General features: G+C 60.7%; 22 protein-coding genes and 1 tRNA gene. 13 read left to right on the forward strand and 10 right to left on the reverse strand.

Features of this window, described 5'->3' with window-relative positions; genetic code table 11:
* The first annotated feature begins 6 nt into the window (after positions 1–6).
* The 5 genes from V2391_RS02150 to V2391_RS02170 all read left to right on the forward strand — a co-directional run bounded on the left by V2391_RS02150 (position 7) and on the right by V2391_RS02170 (position 4,081).
* Positions 7–1,185, forward strand: coding sequence for a cysteine desulfurase family protein (locus V2391_RS02150; RefSeq protein ID WP_329738063.1), 1,179 nt, complete (start codon positions 7–9; stop codon positions 1,183–1,185).
* On the forward strand, positions 1,182–1,991 hold the full coding sequence (locus tag V2391_RS02155; RefSeq protein WP_329738064.1) for a Nif3-like dinuclear metal center hexameric protein: 810 nt from the start codon (positions 1,182–1,184) through the stop codon (positions 1,989–1,991). The genes V2391_RS02150 and V2391_RS02155 overlap by 4 nt, the downstream gene beginning before the upstream one ends.
* Positions 1,988–2,707 carry a zinc ribbon domain-containing protein gene (locus V2391_RS02160; protein ID WP_271807537.1) on the forward strand — a complete coding sequence of 240 codons (720 nt, stop codon included), beginning with the start codon at positions 1,988–1,990 and terminating at the stop codon, positions 2,705–2,707. The genes V2391_RS02155 and V2391_RS02160 overlap by 4 nt, the downstream gene beginning before the upstream one ends.
* 2 nt (positions 2,708–2,709) lie before the next feature.
* A complete protein-coding gene (gene coaBC / locus V2391_RS02165) occupies positions 2,710–3,924 on the forward strand; it encodes a bifunctional phosphopantothenoylcysteine decarboxylase/phosphopantothenate--cysteine ligase CoaBC (protein WP_329738065.1) in 1,215 nt (404 codons plus the stop codon).
* 80 nt (positions 3,925–4,004) lie between these two features.
* Positions 4,005–4,081: transfer RNA gene (locus tag V2391_RS02170), tRNA-Pro, on the forward strand.
* 493 nt (positions 4,082–4,574) lie between these two features.
* Here the strand turns inward: V2391_RS02170 and V2391_RS02175 are convergent.
* Both V2391_RS02175 and V2391_RS02180 read right to left on the reverse strand, forming a co-directional pair.
* Positions 4,575–5,003, reverse strand: a complete 429-nt coding sequence (locus tag V2391_RS02175; RefSeq protein ID WP_161116181.1) for a hypothetical protein — start codon at positions 5,001–5,003, stop codon at positions 4,575–4,577.
* A 1-nt stretch (position 5,004) separates the two neighbouring features.
* Entirely contained in the window at positions 5,005–6,681 is a 1,677-nt protein-coding gene (locus V2391_RS02180) for an ABC transporter ATP-binding protein (protein ID WP_329738066.1), read from the reverse strand.
* A gap of 1,432 nt (positions 6,682–8,113) precedes the next feature.
* Here V2391_RS02180 and V2391_RS02185 point away from each other — a divergent pair.
* Positions 8,114–8,740 carry a DUF1648 domain-containing protein gene (locus V2391_RS02185; RefSeq protein ID WP_329738067.1) on the forward strand — a complete coding sequence of 209 codons (627 nt, stop codon included), beginning with the start codon at positions 8,114–8,116 and terminating at the stop codon, positions 8,738–8,740.
* 551 nt (positions 8,741–9,291) lie between these two features.
* Entirely contained in the window at positions 9,292–9,495 is a 204-nt protein-coding gene (locus V2391_RS02190) for a ribbon-helix-helix domain-containing protein (protein WP_329738068.1), read from the forward strand.
* A gap of 4 nt (positions 9,496–9,499) precedes the next feature.
* On the opposite strand, the gene V2391_RS02195 is transcribed toward V2391_RS02190, so the two are convergent.
* From V2391_RS02195 to V2391_RS02220, 6 genes are read right to left on the reverse strand one after another with little or no spacing between them, the layout of a single operon-like run.
* On the reverse strand, positions 9,500–10,897 hold the full coding sequence (locus tag V2391_RS02195; protein ID WP_329738069.1) for a sensor histidine kinase: 1,398 nt from the start codon (positions 10,895–10,897) through the stop codon (positions 9,500–9,502).
* Positions 10,898–10,923: 26 nt separating this feature from the next.
* Positions 10,924–11,586, reverse strand: coding sequence for a response regulator transcription factor (locus V2391_RS02200; RefSeq protein WP_329738070.1), 663 nt, complete (start codon positions 11,584–11,586; stop codon positions 10,924–10,926).
* 45 nt (positions 11,587–11,631) lie between these two features.
* Positions 11,632–11,820 (reverse strand): hypothetical protein, encoded by a 189-nt coding sequence (locus V2391_RS02205; protein WP_329738071.1) that lies wholly within the window; start codon positions 11,818–11,820, stop codon positions 11,632–11,634.
* Positions 11,813–12,628: a lantibiotic ABC transporter permease gene (locus tag V2391_RS02210; protein ID WP_329738072.1), complete on the reverse strand. Its 816-nt coding sequence runs from the start codon at positions 12,626–12,628 to the stop codon at positions 11,813–11,815. The genes V2391_RS02205 and V2391_RS02210 overlap by 8 nt, the downstream gene beginning before the upstream one ends.
* Positions 12,628–13,398 carry a hypothetical protein gene (locus V2391_RS02215; protein WP_329738073.1) on the reverse strand — a complete coding sequence of 257 codons (771 nt, stop codon included), beginning with the start codon at positions 13,396–13,398 and terminating at the stop codon, positions 12,628–12,630. Before V2391_RS02215 ends, V2391_RS02210 begins: the two co-directional genes overlap by 1 nt.
* Positions 13,395–14,123, reverse strand: coding sequence for a lantibiotic protection ABC transporter ATP-binding protein (locus V2391_RS02220; RefSeq protein ID WP_329738074.1), 729 nt, complete (start codon positions 14,121–14,123; stop codon positions 13,395–13,397). Before V2391_RS02220 ends, V2391_RS02215 begins: the two co-directional genes overlap by 4 nt.
* A 477-nt stretch (positions 14,124–14,600) precedes the next feature.
* Here V2391_RS02220 and V2391_RS02225 point away from each other — a divergent pair, with 477 nt between their 5' ends.
* The 6 genes from V2391_RS02225 (at position 14,601) to V2391_RS02250 (ending at position 19,463) form a co-directional block, all read left to right on the forward strand.
* On the forward strand, positions 14,601–15,305 hold the full coding sequence (locus V2391_RS02225) for a CDP-alcohol phosphatidyltransferase family protein (RefSeq protein WP_329738075.1): 705 nt from the start codon (positions 14,601–14,603) through the stop codon (positions 15,303–15,305).
* Between the two features lie 66 nt (positions 15,306–15,371).
* Positions 15,372–15,806 carry an FHA domain-containing protein gene (locus V2391_RS02230; protein ID WP_022094516.1) on the forward strand — a complete coding sequence of 145 codons (435 nt, stop codon included), beginning with the start codon at positions 15,372–15,374 and terminating at the stop codon, positions 15,804–15,806.
* A gap of 3 nt (positions 15,807–15,809) precedes the next feature.
* Positions 15,810–16,694, forward strand: a complete 885-nt coding sequence (gene ftsR, locus V2391_RS02235) for a transcriptional regulator FtsR (protein ID WP_329738076.1) — start codon at positions 15,810–15,812, stop codon at positions 16,692–16,694.
* A gap of 38 nt (positions 16,695–16,732) precedes the next feature.
* On the forward strand, positions 16,733–17,263 hold the full coding sequence (locus V2391_RS02240; protein WP_195233681.1) for an adenine phosphoribosyltransferase: 531 nt from the start codon (positions 16,733–16,735) through the stop codon (positions 17,261–17,263).
* A gap of 32 nt (positions 17,264–17,295) precedes the next feature.
* Complete coding sequence (locus V2391_RS02245) at positions 17,296–18,420, forward strand: coiled-coil domain-containing protein (RefSeq protein WP_329738077.1); 1,125 nt, start codon at positions 17,296–17,298, stop codon at positions 18,418–18,420.
* 176 nt (positions 18,421–18,596) lie between these two features.
* Positions 18,597–19,463, forward strand: a complete 867-nt coding sequence (locus V2391_RS02250; RefSeq protein WP_329738078.1) for a DegV family protein — start codon at positions 18,597–18,599, stop codon at positions 19,461–19,463.
* Positions 19,464–19,536: 73 nt separating this feature from the next.
* Here V2391_RS02250 and V2391_RS02255 read toward each other — a convergent pair whose 3' ends face one another.
* Positions 19,537–20,148, reverse strand: a complete 612-nt coding sequence (locus V2391_RS02255) for a DUF1836 domain-containing protein (RefSeq protein ID WP_329738079.1) — start codon at positions 20,146–20,148, stop codon at positions 19,537–19,539.
* A gap of 216 nt (positions 20,149–20,364) precedes the next feature.
* The gene (locus V2391_RS02260; protein ID WP_329738080.1) at positions 20,365–21,345 is read right to left on the reverse strand and encodes an NAD(P)/FAD-dependent oxidoreductase; all 981 of its coding nucleotides are present in this window, start codon (positions 21,343–21,345) and stop codon (positions 20,365–20,367) included.
* Positions 21,346–21,357: the final 12 nt, after the last annotated feature.

The following is a 21,357-nucleotide window of genomic DNA, read 5'->3' on the forward strand; positions in this document are numbered from 1 at the left end:
ACCCTTATGACCGCAGGTCAAAACCGCATACCCGTGAATCTTGACTACGCCGCCTCGACGCCCATGCGCGCCGAGGCGCGCCTTGCGCAGCGTGAGTACGACGATAGCGAGCTAGCGGGCGTCAACCCCAACTCGCTGCACTCGCTCGGCCGCAAGGCTGCCGCGCGTCTGGAGGTTGCACGTCGCGAGATCGCCCGCAGCTTTGGCGCGCGCGTTCGCCCGTCTGAGATTGTTCTGACCAACGGCGGCACCGAAGCCAACCAGCTGGCGCTACTCGGTCTTGCCGAGGGTGCACGTCAGCGCGACCGTAAGCGTAACCGCGTGATCGTATCTGCCATCGAGCACGATTCGATTCTGGACAACCTGCCGCTGCTGCGTGCCGCAGGCTTTAGCGTCGACCTGGTGCAGCCCTGCCGCATGGGCTACATTGAGCCCGCCACGCTTGTCGAGCTACTAGGCGACGACGTGGCGCTCGTGAGCATCATGGTTGCCAACAACGAGACCGGCGTGGTGCAGCCCATCCGCGAGCTGGCCGCCGCCGCACATGCTGCCGGCGCCCTGTTTCATACCGATGCCATCCAAGGCTACTTGCATATTCCGCTCGATGTCACCGAGCTGGGCGTCGATGCTATGACCGTTGCCGCGCACAAGATCGGCGGTCCTGTGGCATCTGGTGCGCTCTACGTTAAGACCCGCACCCCACTGCGACCCCGCATCTTTGGCGGCGGACAGGAGGCCGGTCGTCGTGCCGGCACGCAGGACCTGCGTACACAGCTGGCTTTTGCCGCTGCCGCCCGCACGTTGGCGCCCCGCGTGGCCCAGGAGCGTACAACGCTGCAGGCCTTATCCGACAAGCTCTACGCCACGCTTACGGCCCATCCGCGCATTCACGCCACCATGGGCGACTACGCGCAAGCCGACCGTCTGCCCGGCATGGTATCGATCTACATTGACGGCATGGACTCCGAGGAGCTCATCATCAAGCTCGACGCCGCCGGCTTTGAGGTGTCGGCAGGCTCGGCATGCTCGAGCGGCAGCATGGACCCGAGCCATGTTCTCAGCGCCATGGGCATTGGTCGCGAGCAGGCATTGGGCGCACTGCGCATCTCCTTCGATGACCGCGTGAATCCGGACGATCTGAACAACTTTGCCCAGACGCTGCTCTCGATCGTAGGTGCCGCATGATCGTCGCCGAACTCGAGCGCGCCCTGCTTGCACGCTATCCTATGACGGACGCCGAACCCTGGGACCACGTAGGCTTATCCGTCGGCGACCCCGACGACGAGATCCGCGGCGTGGCCTGCGCACTCGACGCTACCGAGGCCAACGTGCAGCGCGCCTTTGAGGCCGGTGCCAACGTACTGCTGACGCATCATCCCATCTATATCAAGGCGCCCGAGGCCTTTTGTCCGCCTAGCGCGACGCGCCCCCAGTGCAGTGCGGCGCTCTACGAGGCTGCCCGCTGTGGGGTGAGTATCATCTCGTTCCACACCAATCTGGACCGCTCGCATGAGGCTCGCGTTTGCCTAAGTACGCTGTTGGACGCCGTGCCCGCAAGCTCGCTGGAGCACGTGGACGACCCCGAAGCGACCGGCCTGGGCGCGCTTGCAACGCTCAACGACCCCTGCAGCCTGCGCGACCTTGCCACTCGCGCCGCCACGGCGTTTGGCAGCGACCCACGTGTGTGGGGCGAGGCCGATCACCCGTGCCGCACCGTCGCCATTCTGGGCGGTTCCCTCGGCGACTTTAGCGAGCTTGCCATCGCCGCCGGTGCGGATGCCATCGTGACGGGCGAGGCGGGCTACCACGTGGCGCAGGACCTAGACTTGCGCGGACTGCCGGTGATCCTGCTCGGCCATGACCGCTCCGAGGAGCCGTTCGTTGATATCTTGATGAACTCTGCGGTTGACGCCGGGGTTGACCCCCGTCATGCGATTAAAATACTGAACCCTTGCCAATGGTGGACTGTGACAAAAGGAGAGAACTTATGAGCGCCGGCGCTACGCTACTCAAGCTGCAACAGATCGATTTGGAGCTCGCCCGCAACAAGAGCGAACTTGCCAATATGCCGGAGCTCAAGGAACTCGCTTCCAAGCGCAAGACCTACGTTAAGCTCAAGGCCGAGATGACCAAGCTCTACGCCCAGCGCAAGGACCTGGATATTGAGCTCGACGACCTCAACACCACCGAGATCCAGACCAACAACGCTATCGAGGCCGCCAAGAAGCGCCACGTTGACGGCTCTGACTACCGCGAGGTACAGGACCTGGAGAACGAGCTCGCCACCCTGGCCAAGCGCCTGGACAAGATCGAGCACACCCGCAAGGATGTCGTCGTCGCCCACAAGGAGGCACTCGACCGCGAGGCTCGCGCGCAGGCCATCATCGCCAAGTTCGAGGAAGGCGTGAAGGCCGACACCAAGGCCGCCCGCGCCAAGGCCGCCGACCTCCAGGCACAGATTGACGCCGCCACCAAGGAGCGCACCGCGCTTGCCGCCACGCTGCCGACCGACGTGCTCACCGACTACGAGCGCCTGCTCAAGCAGTTCCGCGGCCTGGCCGTCGAGACCATCAAGGGCAACATCCCCACGGTCTGCCACACCGCGCTGCAGGCGTCGTCCATGAGCGACCTCAACCACGACGGTAGCGAGATTACGCACTGCCCGTACTGCCACCGCCTGCTCGTGCTCCCCAGCAAGGAAGCCTAACGATGACGGCGGCACCCAACAATTCAATGCAACTTGAGGGAAAAACGATCCTGCTGGGCATTACCGGCGGGATCGCCGCCTATAAGTCGTGCAATATCGCGCGCCTGTTGCAAAAGCGCGGCGCGCGCGTCAAGGTCGTTATGAGCGAGCATGCCACCGAGTTTGTGGGCCCGCTCACCTTCCGTGCACTCACCAACGAGCCGGTCGCTGTAGGTCTGTTCGACGACCCCTCCGACCCCATCCACCACATTTCGCTGGCACAGGAGCCCGATCTGGTGGTCGTGGCTCCCGCAACGGCCAATATCATCGCCAAGATGGCCAACGGCATCGCCGATGACCTCATCTCCACGACGCTGCTTGCCACGCCGCGACCCATCGTGATCGCACCCGCTATGAACAACGGCATGTGGAAGGCGCCGGCGACGCAGGCCAATATAGCCTCGCTGCGCGACCGTGGCGTCCATGTGGTGGGGCCCGGCAGCGGCTACCTTGCCTGCGGTGACGTGGACACGGGACGCATGAGCGAGCCCGAGGACATCGTCGAGGTCGTCTGCGAGGTGCTCAACCCCGCGCCTCAGGACCTGGCAGGCAAGCGCATCGTGATCACCGCCGGTCCTACGCACGAACCGATCGACCCCGTGCGCTTTATTGGCAACCGGTCGTCGGGCAAGATGGGCATCGCCCTGGCGAGGGAGGCTGCTCGCCGCGGCGCTGCGGTCACGCTCGTGTTAGGACCGACGTCGCTCGATGTCCCCCGCGGCGTGGAGTGCGTGCGCGTACAGACCGCCGCAGAAATGCTGCAGGCAGCGCTGAGCGCCTTTCAGACGGCCGATGCGGCCATTTGTGCGGCCGCCGTCGCCGACTACACGCCCGCGGCCCCTGCCGACCATAAGCTCAAAAAGACCAACGAGCGCCTGGATCGCATCGAACTAGTCGAGACGGTCGATATCTTGGCCGAGCTTTCGCGCCAAAAGGGAGAGCGGTGCGTGATAGGCTTTGCGGCCGAGACCGATAACGTCGTGGAGTACGCTCAGCGAAAGCTCGCCCGCAAGGGTTGCGATGCCATTATCGCCAACGATGTCTCGCGCGCCGATTCGGGATTTGGAACCGATACCAACAAGGCTTGGATCGTGAGCACAGCGGGCACGCAAGAACTTCCCGTGCTAACAAAACCCCAGCTCGCAGATACTATTTTGGACTTGCTTCAAAATTTGTAAAAAAGTTCTTGCACAAGGACAAAGTTTCGGGTTAATATACTCCCTGTTGCGAGCGAGAGCACAGCAACAAACAAAAGCTTCGGGACGTGGCGCAGCTTGGTAGCGCACTTGACTGGGGGTCAAGGGGTCGCTGGTTCGAATCCAGTCGTCCCGACCAGAAGTTTGCAGGTCAGGCACCTAGTGCCTGACCTTTTTTGTTTTAAGCAATTGCTTAATTTTGATTAAGCAACAGGGTGCCAAAAAGAGAGCCGGGACCAGATTGCCCGGGTTGCCCGGTCGGCTCGCGCGACGGCGCGGCGGTTCCATAGAAAGCTCTCCCGACTTCACGCCTTTCTGATCGCATTGTAGACAGCCATCTCGTCTTCGCAGTCGGCGAGCACGCGGTGTGCGTCGTCGTTTTGGATGTCCAGTAAATCTCGAAGGTCCTCCATGCGCCAGCGTCCGAGATTTGGCCATGCGCGCTGCGCGAGCTGATAAGTGTCGATTGCGATGTTGTGGTTAAAGTCCAGGCCAAAGCCGTCCCAGGCAGAACAGCTTTGTTTCCTTGATTATCACCTTCATCCGGACACTTCCCGCAGTCATCCGTGTGTGTACGGATGAATGCGGGGTTCAATACCCCGGCGGCCTAATCGGCAGACCGCCGGGAACTCTCACTCCTCGATAAAAGCCGGCACTCGGTTAGTCCTGCGCATCTTGAAATCGCCAGTCTCGTGGGAGACGTAGAGAATGCCGTCCATCCCGTCTCGTGATGCATACGACAGGTGAACTGAACCGCAATCCGATCCATCATTGTCGAGAAGATCAAACGAATTCGGATCGCTCGTTGCGGCCAAACGACCACTCATACAAGAGCCATCGTCATTACAGATTTGCCACTCCATGTCTTCGCCCGCAAGAATCGCCATAGACGGCCTGGTTGCGCCATCGTTGACATACATCCCGTCTATGCCAAACCCATTTTCAGCGCCATCGATGAACGACTGCTCGGACCTATACCTCGCAAATGATGCACATAGCACCATTGCAAGACAAAGTACAAAGCCAACAATCGCTATCTTTGCATAGCTCTTGCCTATCATGTCATTCACCTCCCTCGTATGTATCGAGGTATTCCTGCTTGAGCGTCTGCGAGGACGACTTGATCTTTTCCACGAGCGTGCCGGCCTCGATGAAGTAGAACGAGTTGGTGAGGTCTGCCAGGTCGTCGAGCAGATGGCTTGAAATGAGCACGCTTCGTCCCCGCGCCACCTCGCTGCGCATCGCGTCGCAGGAGGTTTTCCGCTTTCCCGGATCGAGGCCGTTCAGCGGTTCATCGAGGATAAGGTACGGGCAACCGGTCGATATCGCCATGGCAAGCTTTACCTGCTGCTTCATTCCTGTCGAGAGTTTACGGGTCGGCTTGTCGAGATATGAGGAGATTCCGAGGGAGCTGCAGAGCGAGTCGATGTCGGTGGCCGATTTCCACGCCTCCCTAACGAAAGCAAGGTGCTCGATGGCCGATAGCGTGGGATAGAGATCCGCGCTGCCCGAAGAGCTCAGGTAGACGAGTTCTGCAAATTCGGCTGATCGACGTTGGCAGATTCCGTCTGCCGCCAGGCTTCCCGAGCGGATGCGGGTGGGAAATTGGCCCGACAGCGCTTCAAGAAGGGTGGTTTTCCCCGAGCCGTTGGGAGCAACGAGGCCCGCCGCCGTTCCCGGGCTCAGGAAAAGCGACCCGATTGAAAGTATCGTCGTGCTTCCGTATCCCACGCTCGCGTCCAGAAGCTCGAGCCCATGGTGCTTTTTCGCGGGTCCAGGCTGTTTGGGGGAACGTGTCGCAACGGCGCCGACCGTAAAAAAGACCGCGACGTATGCCAGGGCCACGGCAAGCATCGATGCGCTGCCTGAACCGGAGCCAATGAATTCCGTCGGGAAACATCCTACGTAACCCGTTGCCTCGATAGGCGAGAATACGGGCAGTGGCAGGAGCCCGAGCACGGCATTATGCCCTAGTGCCGAATCGGACAATAACGGGAATGCCGGGGCCGCGACAAGCAGCGCGGAGGTAAGGGGGCCCGCGAGGACGCGCCTCGTTGCGGTCGATAGGACGGCGGAGCAAACGGATATCAAGGTTCCGCCCGCAAGCAGCGCGAGAAGCAGGGCTGTGAAGACGTTTCCCGCGGTCGTGGTGGTAAGCGCGCCGTCATGGAAGAAGGCGATCGGGTACCCAATTTGCCCGAAGCCGTTTAGGACCAAGGCGTAAATGCCCCCGGGTGCGAGGCCGGCGAGGAGCATCGCGGTCCCCGCGACGATTATCGAAAACACGATCTGAATAAGGCGCCGGAATTTGGGCACGGGCGCCTTTGCCGCCAGGGTCGCAGGCCTTGTGGCGCCGAGCACGAGTATCGACGAGAGAAGGAAGGGGATGAAGGGAAGGAAAGACGGCGCCGTGGCAATGGCGTAAGGCAGGAAGGAAAGGAATGGCAGGTCGTTTGCGGAGGCCGGGATATCCGTGATGCCGGAGCTGCTCAGGGCACGGCAATATGCGAGCGCTGCGTCATTGGTCTCTCGGTCTCCCACGATGGACCCGGATTGGAAGCCTTCGCCCATGAGCGCGTAGTAGCTCTCGGCAGAATCGAGAAAGGCGGCGTCGGTTTGAGCGGCAAGGGCGGCGTTCGCGTATCTTGCAAGCTCCGCGTCATTTTGCTGCTCTGGAGATAGGTCTGTGCCGCTGGCCTGGGGCGCGCGCGTATTGAATGCGTCGACAAAGCTCTGCATGCCCTGCTTCATAAAGAAGGGGCCGTAAATGGGTGAATTGAACGCAATGGGGATGGAGAAGGCTGCGGCAAGAACGAGCGTACAAATCCATACGGCCCTGTCTCTTAGGATTAGTTTGAGAAGAAGTCGACAGTACATTTAGAAGCACCTACGTTCCTCAAAGAATTGTTAGATTAAAAGTAACAGACCGGATGAAGATACGTGCGACGGGGGCGAGGCGAATGACTGAGCGGTATCTATACGCGGGTTCAACGGTATTATATTGACCACATAGATTATTAACTTGCATTTCTAACAGTTAAGGAGACGGGTGCTTTCCAGCACACTCCTTCGATGATGCCTTCCGCTAGTTGCTATGCTGGTTTCAGCCAACAAAGAATGTGTCCGGGCGCTCAGGTTAACCGTTAGCGTTGGCAACATCACCGTTAGCGTTGGCAACATATGAGATGGGCCAGACCCTTGCCGCGCGCCGATTGCGCGAGAGATGTCGGGCTCCATGTTTATTCCACCTGCTTGTTATCAACCAGCTTCGTTCAACGTCAGACATTCAAGATGTCAGACGTTGAACCTGCGCCAAAGACGCAGCTGGGGCTACTAGATGCCTACAATCGCTCGCGAAGCTCGCCTGTTCGTGCGTGAATGTCTGACAGCTCCGTCAGACATTGTCGGACATTTGATTGTTCGACAAATGCGCACGTGGTCGCGTTCGCAAAGATTACTGAACGGTCGATGGGTGCGTTGAGACCGGAGCAAACGGCGGATGCCAGAAAAATGGCCTCACAGAATCGCACCCATGGTTGATAAAATTGACCGCCCGGGCGCAAATACCCGGGCGGTCAATTCATCCCCTCGTTCGCGATCCCGTGGGGTTTGGGGCTTTGACATGTTGTTGACGGATGGATCAGCCGTACAGCTTGATCTCCCGGGGTTCCATGCGGTCGTCCCCCAATAAGACGTCCCTGATGTAGCTCTGCGGCAGGAACTCGACGGGCAGCACTGGGTCGTCGACGTAGCCGGGCACTGGGAGTAGGCGTGGCCTTTGGACATAGCGTGGCCGCCTGCCGGCGGTCGGACTGCCACTTCAGCCAAAAGCTCAGGCGCGCGCATTAAAATAATGGATATATCGCTTGATGGGCTTTTGACCAAGCATGAACATCGCAGGTAAATCCGTGTACCAATTTTTGGTACACGGATTTACCTGCGGTTTGTTGAAAGCTCTGACATGCGCTGTAGACTTCATTAAAATCGATTGCCGATCAAGTCTTCCTATATATGCGAGCCCCAAGAAACTGCGCTGTGAACCTGAGTCCTCTATCGATCGGCCCGGTGCACCGGGCCGCTGTCCTCGAGCCGGCAACAGCTTGCCGGTCTCAAAACGTATACTTGATTTAAGGCGGAGTGGAATGTGGGCGCGCAAGGAGATGCGGAATCGATGAGAGCCTCAAAAAAAATTACTGCAGTGTTATCATCTTTCATCCTCTCTATTCTTCCATTTCTGATTCTATGGGCGGCTTGGTCAGTCCTCCCTGATACAATTCCCGCTCATTGGAGTGGGGGTGTGGTTGATCGATGGGGTAATAAGCTTGAATTGCTGGTTGTTCCGCTGTTTTCTCTGATTGGCTCTATTGCAATTTCTGTGTACCTTATTGTTTCCACGCGGCGAAGAGAGTTCGCGGATTTCTCTGTTCGAATGCGACGGGACTTTGTTGCGTGCTATATTTCTAGTCTTCTTTTATCGACAACCTGCTCAGTGATAATTGCCGTTTGGGTTCAGTTGATTCTTACGCAAAGCACTGCGGTTGATGGGGGGCTTGGACTATCGATCCTGTATTCCCTTCCCGGGCTATATGTGATCTTGTGCGCTTTGCCGCCTTTTTATGCGAGCGGCGAGAGCAAAAAGGCAGAGCGCCTGATAACAGTTCTTATTGGCGGCGCGGAGATTGTTCTTTGTGGAATAGTGCTTGAAGGTTCGGCTGCCTCTTATGCGATGATTGGACTGATGATTCTGTTCTGTGCGTTTGAGATTGTGTCACAGGTAAGGGATAGCCGGTCCTTATGAGTTGAATTACGCGCGTGCGGATATAAAGGGTGGCATGTTAAATTTGTTGAAAACTCTGACATGCGCTGCCGACTTCATTAAAATCGATTGCCAATCAAGTCTTCCTATATATGCGAGCCCTGAGAAGCTGCGCTGTGAACCTGAGACCGCTATCGATCGGCCCGGTGCACCGGGCCGCTGTCCTCGAGCCGGCATCAGCTTGCCGGTCTCAAAACGTATGCCGTCCGGTACGACCAACAGCCGAGTCTTGCGCCCAGTTCGAGCAGCGCCAGAACCCCGTGCCGGAACCCACGCAGCCGATGGCAGGAGAATTCAGCCGCGGCCATCGAGGAGCCGACCCAGGGACGGCGCCCCCAGTCCTCGAAAGATTTCCACCGCCCCCTACAGGCCTGGATTGATTTAACAGTTGATTTAATCCGGCTGAACAAGCCGAGCATGGGCCGGTTGACAAAATGTAAGGTAAAAAAGCAGATACGACCGTACGCCGGTGCGGGGTTCGGGTGATGTGATAGAAAGTAATACACGTATTACATCTAACGGGGAGGTGCATCATGGCAACCGCCACCGCAGCCCCGAGAACCCCCGAGGACCTCGCGAACAGGTACGACCGCCTGGCGAAGTCGACGGGCCGCACGAAAACCTTCTACATGACGGAGGCGCTTGCCGCAGAGATAGGCAGGCTCGAATACGAGTACGGCCTCATGAATTATCCGGGGAGCGTTTGGTTGCGAGGTATGCCAGTGTGCGGGGCCTGATTCGTCAGGCCCCGCACAGGGGGACCGCGATGGTGGCCACCGCGCCGCCCGAGGGGCTGTTGGCGAGCGAGACGGAGCCCCCGTGGGCGCTCGCGGCCTCAGAGGCGACGTGGAGGCCAAGCCCGTAATGGCGGCCTCCGTCGCGCGAGGAGCGAGAGGAGTCGTCTGTGAAGAGGCGCTCGCAGCCGCGTTCGAGGGCGGCGGGAGAAAAGCCCGGTCCGTCATCGGCGACCTCGATGACGAGGTATCCACCAGCGACGTCGCAGGAGACCACCACGCGCGAGCGCGCGTGCTCGGCGGCGTTGGCCACGAGGTTCGCGGCGGCTCGCGCCAGGGCGGTTCGGTCGAGTGGGGCCTCAGGCGTGCCCGCGACAGCGGGGCCCGTGGCCGCGTCGAGCGTCACGCCTCGCGCCCGGGCGATCTGGGCGGCCTCGGCGAGGACCTGCTCGCAGAGCTCGGCCGGCCGCATGGGGGCCCTCTCCGCCCCGCCGGACCCGCGCGAGGCCTCGATGAGCAGGCGCACGTAGCCGTCGAGCCTTTCGACACTGCCGGCTATGTCGCGCGCGGCGGCCGCGAGGTCGGCGTCTTTCTCGTCTTCCAGCTCCTCCGCCACGAAGTCGGCGTTGGCGCGCAGCACGGTGAGCGGCGTCTTGAGATCGTGGGCGAGCGACGCCACCTGCTCGCGCTGCCCCCGCTCCGCGGCCCAGCGGGCCTCGAGCGACTCGGCGAGGGAGGCCCGCATGGCGTCCATCGCGGCGAGGACGTCGTTCACCTCGCGCACGTTGGTGCTGCCGACCGCGAAGTCGAGCTCCCCCGCGCCGACGCGCCCCGCCGCCTCCGCGAGCGGCGCCATCTTGCGCGAGATCACGCGGCTCGCGCGGCGCGCCACGAGCGCGAGCGCGAGCGCGCTTCCCGCAGCGGCGCCGACGAGCATGAGGTTCTGCGGGTTGGGAAGCAGGCCGGCGAGGTCGCGCGAGACCCACTGCGGCAGGTACTCGCTGACGAGTGCGCAGGCCCCGCCGCCCTTGAGCGGGAACGCGGCGTAGGTGAGGCCCGAGCCCCCGCCCTCGATCTCCACTGTGCCCGGATCCGCGGCGAGTGCCGCACGGGCCATTTCCGTCGCGTCCTCGAGCCGCGTGCCCTCGAGGTCTGTCATCAGCACGTATCCGTCCTTGTTCAGGATGAGGTAGCGGTACGCCGTCGGCACGTCCTGCTGCCCGCAGGCGCCGTCGCGTGCCAGGCCCTCCGCGACCTCGCGCGCATTGGCCGGCCCCCAGCTTGCCTCGTAGACGATGCCCGCGTCGATCGCCGCGGAGAGCGCCATGAACGAGGCGAGCCACGCCGTAGCGACCGCAGCGAACGCGTAGGCGAAGTAGCGCGCGATGACGAAGGAGAGCGGCATGCCCCCGCGACCTCGCGCCCCGGTCCTCAGAGCTGCCACTTGTACCCCATCCCCCAGACGGTCGCGATCGGATCGGCGCCGGCCTCGGAGAGTTTCCTCCGGGCGCGGCTGACCTGCATGGATATGGCCGCGTCGTCGGCGTCGCTCTCCCAGCCGAGCACCGTCTCGCGTATCTGCGCGCGGCTCATGACCTGCCCGGGGTGACGAGCGAGGTACTCGCAGATGGCGTACTCGGTGGGCGTGAGCGGCACGGCCTCGCCGCCCACGGCGAGGTCGCGCGCCCCGAGGTCGATCCGCACCTCCCCGAAGGAGAGGGCGTGCGAGCGCGGCCGGCGCTCACGGCGTAGATGGGCCGCGACCTTGGCGCGCAGCTCCGCGGCCCCGAAGGGCTTGCGGACGTAGTCGTCGGCGCCCAGGCCGTAGCCGGCCACGGCGTCCTCCTCGGCCACGCGCGCGGTCAGGAAGACGATGGGCCCGTCGAAGTCCGGGCGGATCTGCCGCACGAGCTCGAAGCCGTCGAGCCCCGGCATCATGACGTCGCAGAGCACGAGGTCGAAGCGCGAGAGATCCATCCCCGGGACCGCCGTCGGGTCCGCTGCCTTGACGACCTCATGGCCGTCGCGGCCGAGGACGCGCGCGAGCGCGTCGAGGATCGCCCGTTCATCATCCACTGCCAATATCCTCGCCATGTTCGACCTCCTGAAACTTCCGTCGGAATTGTACTAGCGCCGCGCTCAACGGTCCAGAGCCCCGCGCGCAGCCGCGGGCGCGGGCGCCCACATGGTGACCTCTGGGTTGGGCAGCACGCGGTCGGCGATCGAGCGCAGCACCGACCCCCAGCCGGCGTCGAGCAGGGCATTCCCGCCCAGAACGAGCGCTGCGGAGAGGAGGACGAGCACGACGGCGAACGGCTTCCTACGCATCTGCCCTCCCGTCCTCGAAGCGGCAGAACCAGGCGATAAGGACGGCGGCGGCTGCCAGGGTGAGCACGAGGCCAGCGAGCGCAGTCATGAGGAGAGGGCCCGCCGCGCGTGCGGCGTCGATGAAGGCCTCCACCCCGAGCGACCCCAGGCGCGCGGGCCAGGCGAACGGCACCCAGCTCAGGGGCGTCGCCAGGGCACCGGTGAGCTCGCCGGTCATGAGGCCGTGCGCAAGTCCGCCCACCGAGAAGAACGCAAGGAGCATCCCCGCCGCGCCGGCGCCGATGGCGGCGTTGCGGCCGAGGCGCAGGGCCACGCCGAGCCCCAGCGCGTAGAGGGGCAGGCTGCCCAGCACGATGCCCGCCCAGGTGGCCGCAAGCGGAGCGGGGCCGAGCGGCAGGCGTCCGGCGACGGCGAGCACGGCCCCGAACACGCCGAGCGCCACGGCCAGCGCGCCCGCGCCGAGCGTCGCAAGGGCGAGCAGCTTCGCCGCGACGGCGCGCCCGCGCGAGGGGACCGCCGTGAGGTTGGCGAGGCGCCCGGCAGCGCGCTCCTCGTCCACGGCGAGCCCGCAGACGATGGCGGACATGAGCGGCATGAGGGCGCCGAGGAACTGAGCGTAGGCGTCCGCGCCCAGCGCCGGGTCCCATCGGGTTACGGAGAAGTACTCGCCGCAGGCAAGACCGGCTGCCAGGCCGCAGGCGAGGTGCGCCGCCGTGAGCGGGGAGCGCGCCAGGCGCAGGGCCTCGGAGAGCAGGGCCCGCGGGAGAGTCATGCGCGGCGTCGGGTCGGAGAGTCGTGTCACGGCCATCACCTCTCCTCGCAGCGCGCGAACCAGGCCGCGCCCGCCGCCGTGAGCGCGGCGAACGCGAGCGCGCAGACCGCAAGGCCCGCCAGCGTGAGCATGCCGTCCGCCGCGAGCGCCCCGCCGAGCGCCATGTCCGCCGCGAGCGGCTCGCCGCTCGGCAGCACGGGGATGAAGCTCGTGGGGATGACCATGCTCGCCGACGGCGGAAAGAGCTGCGGCAGCGGCACCAGCGACCAGGCGAACCCACCCACGAGCTGCGCGGCGAGCGGGCAGAAGATGCCCGCGAGCATGCCGAGCCGCGCCGTGAGGAAGAGCCCTGCGGGGATCATCCACGCCGCGGTCACCGTGTTGGCGAGCGCGCAGAGGAGCATCGTGAGCGTGCCCGCGGCCGTGAGGCCCTGCGAGGAGAACGCCGAGCCCGCGAGGTAGATGCCGAAGACCACGAGGTTCGAGAGCGCGCAGAGCGCGAGGCACCAGAGCGCCTTGGCCCACCAGGCGCGCCCGAGCGGGAAGCCCAGGCCCAGAAGCCCCCGCATCCGCGTGCGCGCGTCCGCCCGCGCGACGCACGCCACCACGAGCGAGAGAGCCACGGGCAGGAAGAGCGCGTACCAGTAGTTCCACGCGCTGAAGATCTGCACGCCCCGGTAGGGCATCGCGCCGAGCAGCGGCATCGGCAGCGCCATGAGCACGGCCAGGCGAACCGGTGCCGCGTGGCGCGACTTCAGGGCCTCGGCGCGCAGGCCCGCGAGCAGGCCGCCTTTCTCGCCCGTCATGCCGCCACCTCCCCGCGTGCTCGTCGCCCTTCCCGGCAGAAGCTCATGAAGAGCTCCTCGAGGTCCTGCCCGGGCCGAAGCGCATCCTCGTAGGCGAGGCGCCCCCCGCAGATGATGCCGATGGTGTCCGCCATCTGCTGCACCTCGGGGAGGATGTGGCTCGAGACGATCACCGTCGTGCCCGCCGCCGCGAAGCCGCGGATCTGGTCGCGCAGCTCCTCGATGCCGATGGGGTCGAGGCCGTTGGTGGGCTCGTCGAGCACGAGCAGGCGTGGCCGGGCGATCAGCGCCAGCGCGAGCCCCAGGCGCTGCCGCATGCCCATCGAGAAGCGCCCGGCGCGCTTCTTCCCGGTGTCCGCGAGGTCCACGGCGGCGAGCACCTCATCTATGCGGCTCTCGGGAAGGCCCAGCAGCGTGGTGCGAACGCGCAGGTTCTCGCGCGCGGTGAGGTTGGGGTAGAGCGGCGCCTCCTCGATGAGACTGCCGATTGCGTAGAGGTCCTCGCGGCGCCAGGCGTGCCCGGCAAAGAGGATCTCCCCGGCCGTCGGCCGCAGCATCCCGCAGATCATCTTGAGCGTTGTCGACTTGCCGGCGCCGTTGGGACCGAGCAGCCCGTACACCTCGCCCTCGCGGATATGAAGGCTCACGTCGGCCACGGCGTCCTGCGCCTGGTCGCCGCGGCCGAAGCGCTTGGTGAGCCCGCGCGTCTCGAGCATGTAACCCATGGGTTTATCCTTTCTCTTCCGGGCGCGCGGGCCGAGCCACCGTGCCCGCGCGCCTTACCTTTCGGGTTCACCATCCATGGTGAAGCGCGTTTCTAACGAAGCCGTAACGGCAGTTGGGCTCTTTTGGCGCCAACCCTTCTCGACCCGTACGCCACTCATGGCATGTTTATCGCGATAACAAGGACGGAGGTGCCCATGGCGCGCACTTAGTGCCTGACTTTTTTGTTTAAAAATCAATTACTTAAAGCATCGAAGAATCAACGACTTTCCCCCTTAATTCGTCTGCGCAACAAAAACCTGTACACCAGCCTCCAAAAAAGACATGTTTGGTATGTTTGGTGGCTGATGTACACAAAAGCGATAGAAATCCCGTCCGATACCGTCCTCATGTCTGGACTCTCTATGCTCGCGCTGGATAGACATCGCTAGAACGGGTATAGTATCGAAAGTTTTGTCGTTTACCAGCGGGGGAGTCCTGTGGGCATCAAAAAGAAGATCAAAAAGGAGCTTATCGGCACTTCCGATTACCCGTCGAATAAGATCTTCACGATCTCCAATTTCATTACCTTCACGCGCCTGATCCTCACGCTGGTCTTCCTGTACCTGTTTGTGACGGACAACAACCGTGTCGTCGCCATCGTCATCTATGCCATCGCGGCCTCCACCGACTGGATGGACGGCCAGATTGCCCGCATGACCAAAACGGTCTCGTGGCTCGGCAAGATTATGGATCCCATCTGCGACCGTGCGCTGCTATTTACCGGCGTACTGGGCCTGGTGGTCCGCGGCGAGCTTCCCATCTGGGTCTGCGTGCTCATCATTGGTCGCGATATCTACCTTGGTATCGGCACGCTCATCGTGCGCCACTATCACCGCCGCCCCATCGACGTCGTCTTTCCCGGCAAGATTGCCACGGCGCTGCTCATGACCGGCTTCTCGCTCATGCTGTTGGGCTTTCCCACTGTGGACGGCTGGCATCTGCTACCCGCCACGCTCACGGCCTTCCCGGGCCTCAACGGCAGCCCGGTACCGCTCGGCATCTTCTTCGTGTATGGCGGCGTCATCTTCTCCATGCTCACCGCTGTCATCTATTCCATTAAGGGTGGAGCAGCCATTAAACAGGCTGTCGCGCATCCCGAGGACGAAGACATCGACTTTCTTAACCCCGAAATCGAAGACTAAGCCATTGGGGTATGATTACGTACAGTTCATTCTTTGCGGCATGTCCGCGTTAAGTTAGGGGTTGTCATGGACAACATGGTTAACAATATGCCTCAGAACGATAAGGCCTCAGACGCCACCTGCGTTTTCCGCGTTCCTTCGAGCGATGTCACCGTTCCCGACCTCATGGCCAACGTGCACATCACCGCGCCCGTGTTGTCTATCGTCAAGGGCCCGCAAACCGGCGCCGCCTTTGAGCTCGAGGACAATGTGACCACCATCGGCCGCGATCCCGCCAACGGCATCTTCCTCAACGACATGACCGTGTCGCGTAGCCACGCGCGCATTATTCGCGAGGGTCTGGGTGCCCGCATCGAGGACCTGGGCTCGCTCAACGGTACGTGGGTTGACGGCGCTATCGTCAACGGCGCCCCGTTGCACGATGGCTCTTCCGTCCAGATCGGTACGTTTACGCTCATCTACCACGAGAGCACGCCGGAGCGCATCGAAACCGGTGAGTAGGGCATGGCCGAACGCAATTATCTGAGTATCGGCCAGGTCGTCAATCTACTTCGAGGCGCATACCCCGATCTTTCGAACTCAAAAATTAGATTTCTCGAAGATGAGGGGCTCATCACCCCTCATCGTACGCCTAAGGGATATCGTCAGTACTCCAAAGAGGACGTTGACCGCCTGGAGGTCATTCTGCACCTCCAGAAGACTCGCTACATGCCGCTCAACGTGATCAAGCAGCGCCTGGAAAACGCCACGGACCTGTCTACGCTCGCCTACGAGGTGGGCCTGTTGTCCGATGTTCCGCTTAAGACGGAGCCCAAGGAGACCAAGCAAAAGCTGCATCCCATCGAGACGATTCCCGACATGCTCGGTGTTGAGATCTCGTTTATCCGCTCCCTTGCCGAGAACGATCTTATTCGCATCATCAAGAGCCCGCAGAACCGAGAACTCGTCGATGGCCGAGATTTCCCGATTATCCGTTACTGCTCGGAGCTGTCGCGCTTCCACATTGAGCCGCGCAACCTGCGTCAGTACGTATCGTCGGCAAACCGCGAGTCTTCGATGTTTGAGCAGGTTCTCGTGAGCATGCTCGGCATGGATACCTCCGATGACGAGCGCGACGCCAAGCTCGAGCGCGCTTTTAAGAAGCTGCACGACCTCACCGAGGGTGTGCACACCGCGCTCCTTAAGAACCGTGTCTTTGAGTCGCTCAATGCCGTGGTCGAGGACGCTGACATCGATGCTCTCGATGAGGAGATCACGCGTTCCGAGTCCACCAAGGCTAAAAGCGAAGAGACATCTACCTCCGCGGTCCCCGTGCGTGAGGAATCCCTCGTGCAGCCTCTCAAGGTTGTCGCCCCCTCGCACGCAGCCACCGCCAGCGCGAACAAATAGACGCTGCCGCAAACCATCCTCTCCTGAAAGGTCACGCCATGTACGACTTCGAATCTCATATCGTCGATATCCCCGACTATCCCGAGCCCGGAGTCGTCTTTAAGGACATCACGCCGCTCTTTGGCAATCCCGAGGCCCTGAAGGCCATGGTGGATGCCCTGGCCGAACATTTTGCCGGCATGGGCATTACCAAGGTCGTCGGCCCCGAGGCTCGCGGCTTTATGGTGGGCGTGCCCGTGGCCGTCGCACTGGGCGCCGGCTTTGTGCCCGCACGCAAGCCGGGCAAGCTGCCGCGGAAGACGGTAAGCGAGAGTTACGAGCTCGAATATGGCACCGACTCTATCGAGATCCACGCCGATGCTATCAGCTCTAAAGATACCGTGTTGATTCTGGACGACTTGGTCGCGACGGGCGGAACCGTCGAGGCAACAGGTAAACTGGTGCGAGATATGGGCGCAAAGCTTGTGGGTTACGGTTGTATCCTCGAGCTTGCGTTTCTCAACCCGCGCAAGAAGCTCACGCCTTCTAACGAGGACGTTGAGCTCTTTAGCCTGGTAACGGTGGACTAGCCGCTACCCTTAGATACCGGAAAGGAAGCTCCATGCGCACAGCAAACACGCACAAAAACATGGCACGCTGCGCTGCTACGGCAACCCTCGCATGTGTTTTGGGCCTGGGCCTCGCGGCTCCGGCCTATGCCGATACCGCATCCGACCTTGCCGCTGCTCGTACAAAACTCGAGCAGATCGGCACGCAAACCCAGCAGATCTACGACGAGCTCGCCACTCAAACGCAGGCGCTCGACCAGACCGCTGGCGAGATCACGCAAAAGCAGCAGGAGATCGCCGATGGCCAGGCCAAGCTTTCTAACTACGTTGCCGGCGAGTACAAGACCGGCGGCCTGAGCCTGCTCCAGGTTCTGACGGGCGTCGATGACCTGGGCGATATGCTCAACCGCCTGTTCTACTACGGCAAGGTTTCCGACAAACAGGCCCAGACCATCCAAGAGGTCAAGGAGCTTAAGCAGCAGCTTACCGACAAGCAAGCCGAGCAGGAGAAGAACGTCACCGCCACGCAAAAGAAGGTCGACGAGCTCAACGCTCAGCAGGCCGAGGCTCAAAACGTTGTGAACTCCCTGGACTCGCAGCTGCAGGCCGAGCTTGCCGCCGAGGCAGAGGCCAATGCCGCACTACAGGCCGGCATTAACGCCAGCACCGCCGAGAAGGCAACGGTGAACACCGAGACCGCTGGCACGACTGAGAACACCAACAACGGTGGCGGTACGAGCAACAACGGCAGCAACACGCCTGCGCCCACTCCCACGCCCGCTCCGGCCCCCACGCCGAAACCCTCGACTCCCGCTCCGGCTCCGACCCCTTCTGCGCCGAGCCAGTCCGTTGACGGCGGCACCGTTGTTTCGCGTGCCTACAGCAAACTTGGTTGCGCTTATTCCTGGGGCGGCATTGGACCGAACAGCTTTGACTGCTCGGGATTCGTTAGCTACTGCCTCACCGGTCGTTATTGCCGTTTGGGCACCACCGTTACGTTTATGGGCTGGCATCGTGTGACCGATCCGCAACCGGGAGACGTCGTTGTAAATTCCCGTCATACCGGCATTTACGTTGGAAACGGCGAGATGATTCATGCTTCTAACTACAACACAGGAGTTATTAAGACCTCCATTAGTTGGAGCATGGGTAATGATTATATCTTTGTGCGCTATTAAGTAACACTTCACAGCATCCGACATGGGTCTCACGGCTTTTTGCTGCGGGGCCCATTCTTTATCTCCGCCAATCAACTCATCTTCAATAAGCTTTTATCTAGTTCTGAATACTAGATATAGAACAGAATTCAGCAAGATGGTTATAATTAGGCTTGAGTAAATAGAAAGGACCCCATATGAGCTGGGCACTTATCTCCGATTCGAGCTGCAACCTCCGCGATTGGCAACCGACCGCACCCCATACCACCTTTGCATTTGCACCCCTCAAAATTCGAGTGGGGGAGCGCGAGTTTGTCGATGACCTCACGCTCGACGTTCACGAACTCAATTGCGCCGTGCAGGCGGAGTCGAGCGCTTCTTCGAGCGCCTGTCCAAGTGTAGGCGAGTGGACCGAGCTCTTTAGGCTTGCCGACAAGACGATTTGCATGCCCATCTCCGAGGGCGTATCGGGGAGCTACAACGCCGCCGCCACGGCACGCGATTTGGTTCTTGCCGAGGAAGCGGACCGTCAGATTCATCTGGTCAATTCACGCGCGGCCGGTGGCAAAATGGACCTGATCTTTTTGCTGTTCGACCGCTACCTCGCAAGCAATCCAGAAGTTTCATTTGAGGAAGCCTGCAGCTATTTTGATGAGCTGGAACAGAACAGCAAGATTCTCTTTAGCCTGTGCAATTACGAAAATCTCGCCAAGGCCGGACGTATTCCCAAAGCAGCCGGGGTCATCGCCAATAAACTCAACATTCGAGTTTTAGGCACAGCAAGCGAGGCAGGGGAGATTAAGCTCGTCGGTCACACCCGTGGCGAAAAGAAGATGCTTGGCAAGATCGTTGACACCATGGAAGCCGAAGGCTTTACCGGTGGAGAAGTCGTCATCGACCATGTCGAGAATGAGGCGGGCGCCCAGGCACTTGCCAGCCGCATTGTGGAGCATTGGCCCGGCTCCAAGACCATCATCATGCCCTGCAACGGACTTGATTCATACTATGCCGAGATGCACGGGCTCATTATCGGCTACGGCATGGGCGTGGCTTCGGGCCGATAACGTCCAACTAAACAAAAACACGGGCGGGACAAAGTGACTGGTGGCTCTTTGTCCCGCCCGTGTTGTACGTCGGCTAACTATTAAACCCATTGAACTTTAGATAGCTCATCAGATACGCCTTCGATACAAAAGACGAAACCGCGCTGCGCACGAGCAGCGACTCGCGCGTGACCTGATGAGCCGTATCGGCTACGGGAACCTGCTCAATGGAGAACGCTGCGCGAATCGATGCCTCGAGCTGGTCGACCACATAGTCAAAGGCGGTCGGCGCATCATAGCTCAGGCGTTGAATGTTAAAGAGCGCCTGTACCGCAGCGATGGGCAGCACCTGCTTAAAAATACAGATGGCGATAAGGCGAGCAATCTGCTCGCGGCCATATTGCTTTTTTACCGGAGCAGGTACCAGACCGATCTTCACGTAGTTGTTAATCATGGAGGGCGTAATAACAGGCTGCTCCAAACAAATCGAAAGCGGTTCCATCCACAGTTCGATGTACTCAATGACCTGATCACGGTAGAGCGTCACATTCGGCAACTGGTTATAGCGCGGCAAGCTGAGCGTATTGAGTTTGCGAACTATATCAGACTGGATAAATGCATCAGGTAGCACCGTTGGCTGAATATCCTCTGGGCTAATGCTAGCCGACGTATCGGACATAGGAATAACGTGTTTAGCATGGTTCATGTGGTGCCTCCGTTCGTTTTCCATATTGTATTCTAGATTATCTAGTTTTGCATACCACAATGAATGGTATGATTGTCGAGTTTGGTTGGGGTCAGACCGAAGGATAGCTGGCTCGTATTTTTCACAACAAAACGTCCAGCGGCAACGAGCTTGAGGCAACATTGATACTGGACGTTTAAGTAAGATAACAACCTTACATAAGATATATTATCGTACTTATCCGTGTAGGAATGCGTATGCGCTGGTAGCCGCTATGGCTCCGTCCGAAACAGCTGTCACAACTTGACGTAACCGCTTGGAACGGATATCGCCGGCAGCAAATAATCCAGGCGTGCGGGTGGCCATCGATTCGTCAGTCACAATACCGCCGTCGGGAGCCAGATCCACCAGATGCTCAACAAGCTCGGTATGAGGCTGTGTGCCAGCAAAGACAAAGATACCAAACGAGCCGGGATCGAAGGACTCAGTGTGCATTTCACTAGTCGCATTGTTCTTGAACGTGATTGTCGTGGGCATCGCTTCGCCAGAAAGCTCAACAATACTAGTTTGGTACCTAACTGAAATATTATCTTTTGCGAGCACCTTTTGAACCACGCCATCGGGGGCTCGGAACTGATCGCGGCGCAAGACGATGGTCACGCTGCTGGCGATTTCTGACAAGAACAGGGCTTCCTCGCAGGCAGCATTGCCGCCACCGATAACAAAGACCTGTTTACCACGAAAGAACATACCATCGCACGTCGCGCAATACGAAACGCCACGACCGCGATACGTATCCTCGCCAATAAAACCAGCAGATCGCGGCATGGCACCCATGCAAGCGATAACGCTCGAGGCCAGCGTATCGCCCATATCGTGATGCACCGTAAACAGCGCCGCATCAGCATCGTAATCGATACCCGTAACCATGCTCCATGCAACCTGTGCCCCCAGGCCCTCTGCATGTTGCTGAAAACGCTCGCCGAGTTCGGCACCACTCAAGAGCGGAATGCCCGGATAGTTCTCGACCTCATTGGTTGTGGCGATCTGTCCTCCCGACATGCCCTGTTCAATCACGGTCGTCGTTAGGTTAGCGCGCGCCGCATAAATGGCTGCAGCATAGCCCGCAGGCCCGCCGCCGATAATCGCAACATCGATCGGCTGATGAGTAGTCATGAAAAGACCTCCTGTCGAAAGATTGGCGTTCTTTGCGCTCATACCCAAATTTAT

Origin of the sequence: Collinsella sp. CM84Y_54, assembly GCF_036317945.1 — a bacterium.
Taxonomy (GTDB): domain Bacteria; phylum Actinomycetota; class Coriobacteriia; order Coriobacteriales; family Coriobacteriaceae; genus Collinsella.

Bases quoted from the DNA above. Each gene is read 5' to 3' on its own strand.
- V2391_RS02150 (WP_329738063.1), top strand. From the start codon at position 7: ATGACCGCAGGTCAAAACCGCATACCCGTGAATCTTGACTACGCCGCC.
- V2391_RS02155 (WP_329738064.1), top strand. From the start codon at position 1,182: ATGATCGTCGCCGAACTCGAGCGCGCCCTGCTTGCACGCTATCCTATG.
- V2391_RS02160 (WP_271807537.1), top strand. From the start codon at position 1,988: ATGAGCGCCGGCGCTACGCTACTCAAGCTGCAACAGATCGATTTGGAG.
- coaBC (WP_329738065.1), top strand. From the start codon at position 2,710: ATGACGGCGGCACCCAACAATTCAATGCAACTTGAGGGAAAAACGATC.
- V2391_RS02175 (WP_161116181.1), bottom strand. From the start codon at position 5,003: ATGATAGGCAAGAGCTATGCAAAGATAGCGATTGTTGGCTTTGTACTT.
- V2391_RS02180 (WP_329738066.1), bottom strand. From the start codon at position 6,681: ATGCAGAGCTTTGTCGACGCATTCAATACGCGCGCGCCCCAGGCCAGC.
- V2391_RS02185 (WP_329738067.1), top strand. From the start codon at position 8,114: ATGAGAGCCTCAAAAAAAATTACTGCAGTGTTATCATCTTTCATCCTC.
- V2391_RS02190 (WP_329738068.1), top strand. From the start codon at position 9,292: ATGGCAACCGCCACCGCAGCCCCGAGAACCCCCGAGGACCTCGCGAAC.
- V2391_RS02195 (WP_329738069.1), bottom strand. From the start codon at position 10,897: ATGCCGCTCTCCTTCGTCATCGCGCGCTACTTCGCCTACGCGTTCGCT.
- V2391_RS02200 (WP_329738070.1), bottom strand. From the start codon at position 11,586: ATGGCGAGGATATTGGCAGTGGATGATGAACGGGCGATCCTCGACGCG.
- V2391_RS02205 (WP_329738071.1), bottom strand. From the start codon at position 11,820: ATGCGTAGGAAGCCGTTCGCCGTCGTGCTCGTCCTCCTCTCCGCAGCG.
- V2391_RS02210 (WP_329738072.1), bottom strand. From the start codon at position 12,628: ATGGCCGTGACACGACTCTCCGACCCGACGCCGCGCATGACTCTCCCG.
- V2391_RS02215 (WP_329738073.1), bottom strand. From the start codon at position 13,398: ATGACGGGCGAGAAAGGCGGCCTGCTCGCGGGCCTGCGCGCCGAGGCC.
- V2391_RS02220 (WP_329738074.1), bottom strand. From the start codon at position 14,123: ATGGGTTACATGCTCGAGACGCGCGGGCTCACCAAGCGCTTCGGCCGC.
- V2391_RS02230 (WP_022094516.1), top strand. From the start codon at position 15,372: ATGGACAACATGGTTAACAATATGCCTCAGAACGATAAGGCCTCAGAC.
- ftsR (WP_329738076.1), top strand. From the start codon at position 15,810: ATGGCCGAACGCAATTATCTGAGTATCGGCCAGGTCGTCAATCTACTT.
- V2391_RS02240 (WP_195233681.1), top strand. From the start codon at position 16,733: ATGTACGACTTCGAATCTCATATCGTCGATATCCCCGACTATCCCGAG.
- V2391_RS02245 (WP_329738077.1), top strand. From the start codon at position 17,296: ATGCGCACAGCAAACACGCACAAAAACATGGCACGCTGCGCTGCTACG.
- V2391_RS02250 (WP_329738078.1), top strand. From the start codon at position 18,597: ATGAGCTGGGCACTTATCTCCGATTCGAGCTGCAACCTCCGCGATTGG.
- V2391_RS02255 (WP_329738079.1), bottom strand. From the start codon at position 20,148: ATGAACCATGCTAAACACGTTATTCCTATGTCCGATACGTCGGCTAGC.
- V2391_RS02260 (WP_329738080.1), bottom strand. From the start codon at position 21,345: ATGAGCGCAAAGAACGCCAATCTTTCGACAGGAGGTCTTTTCATGACT.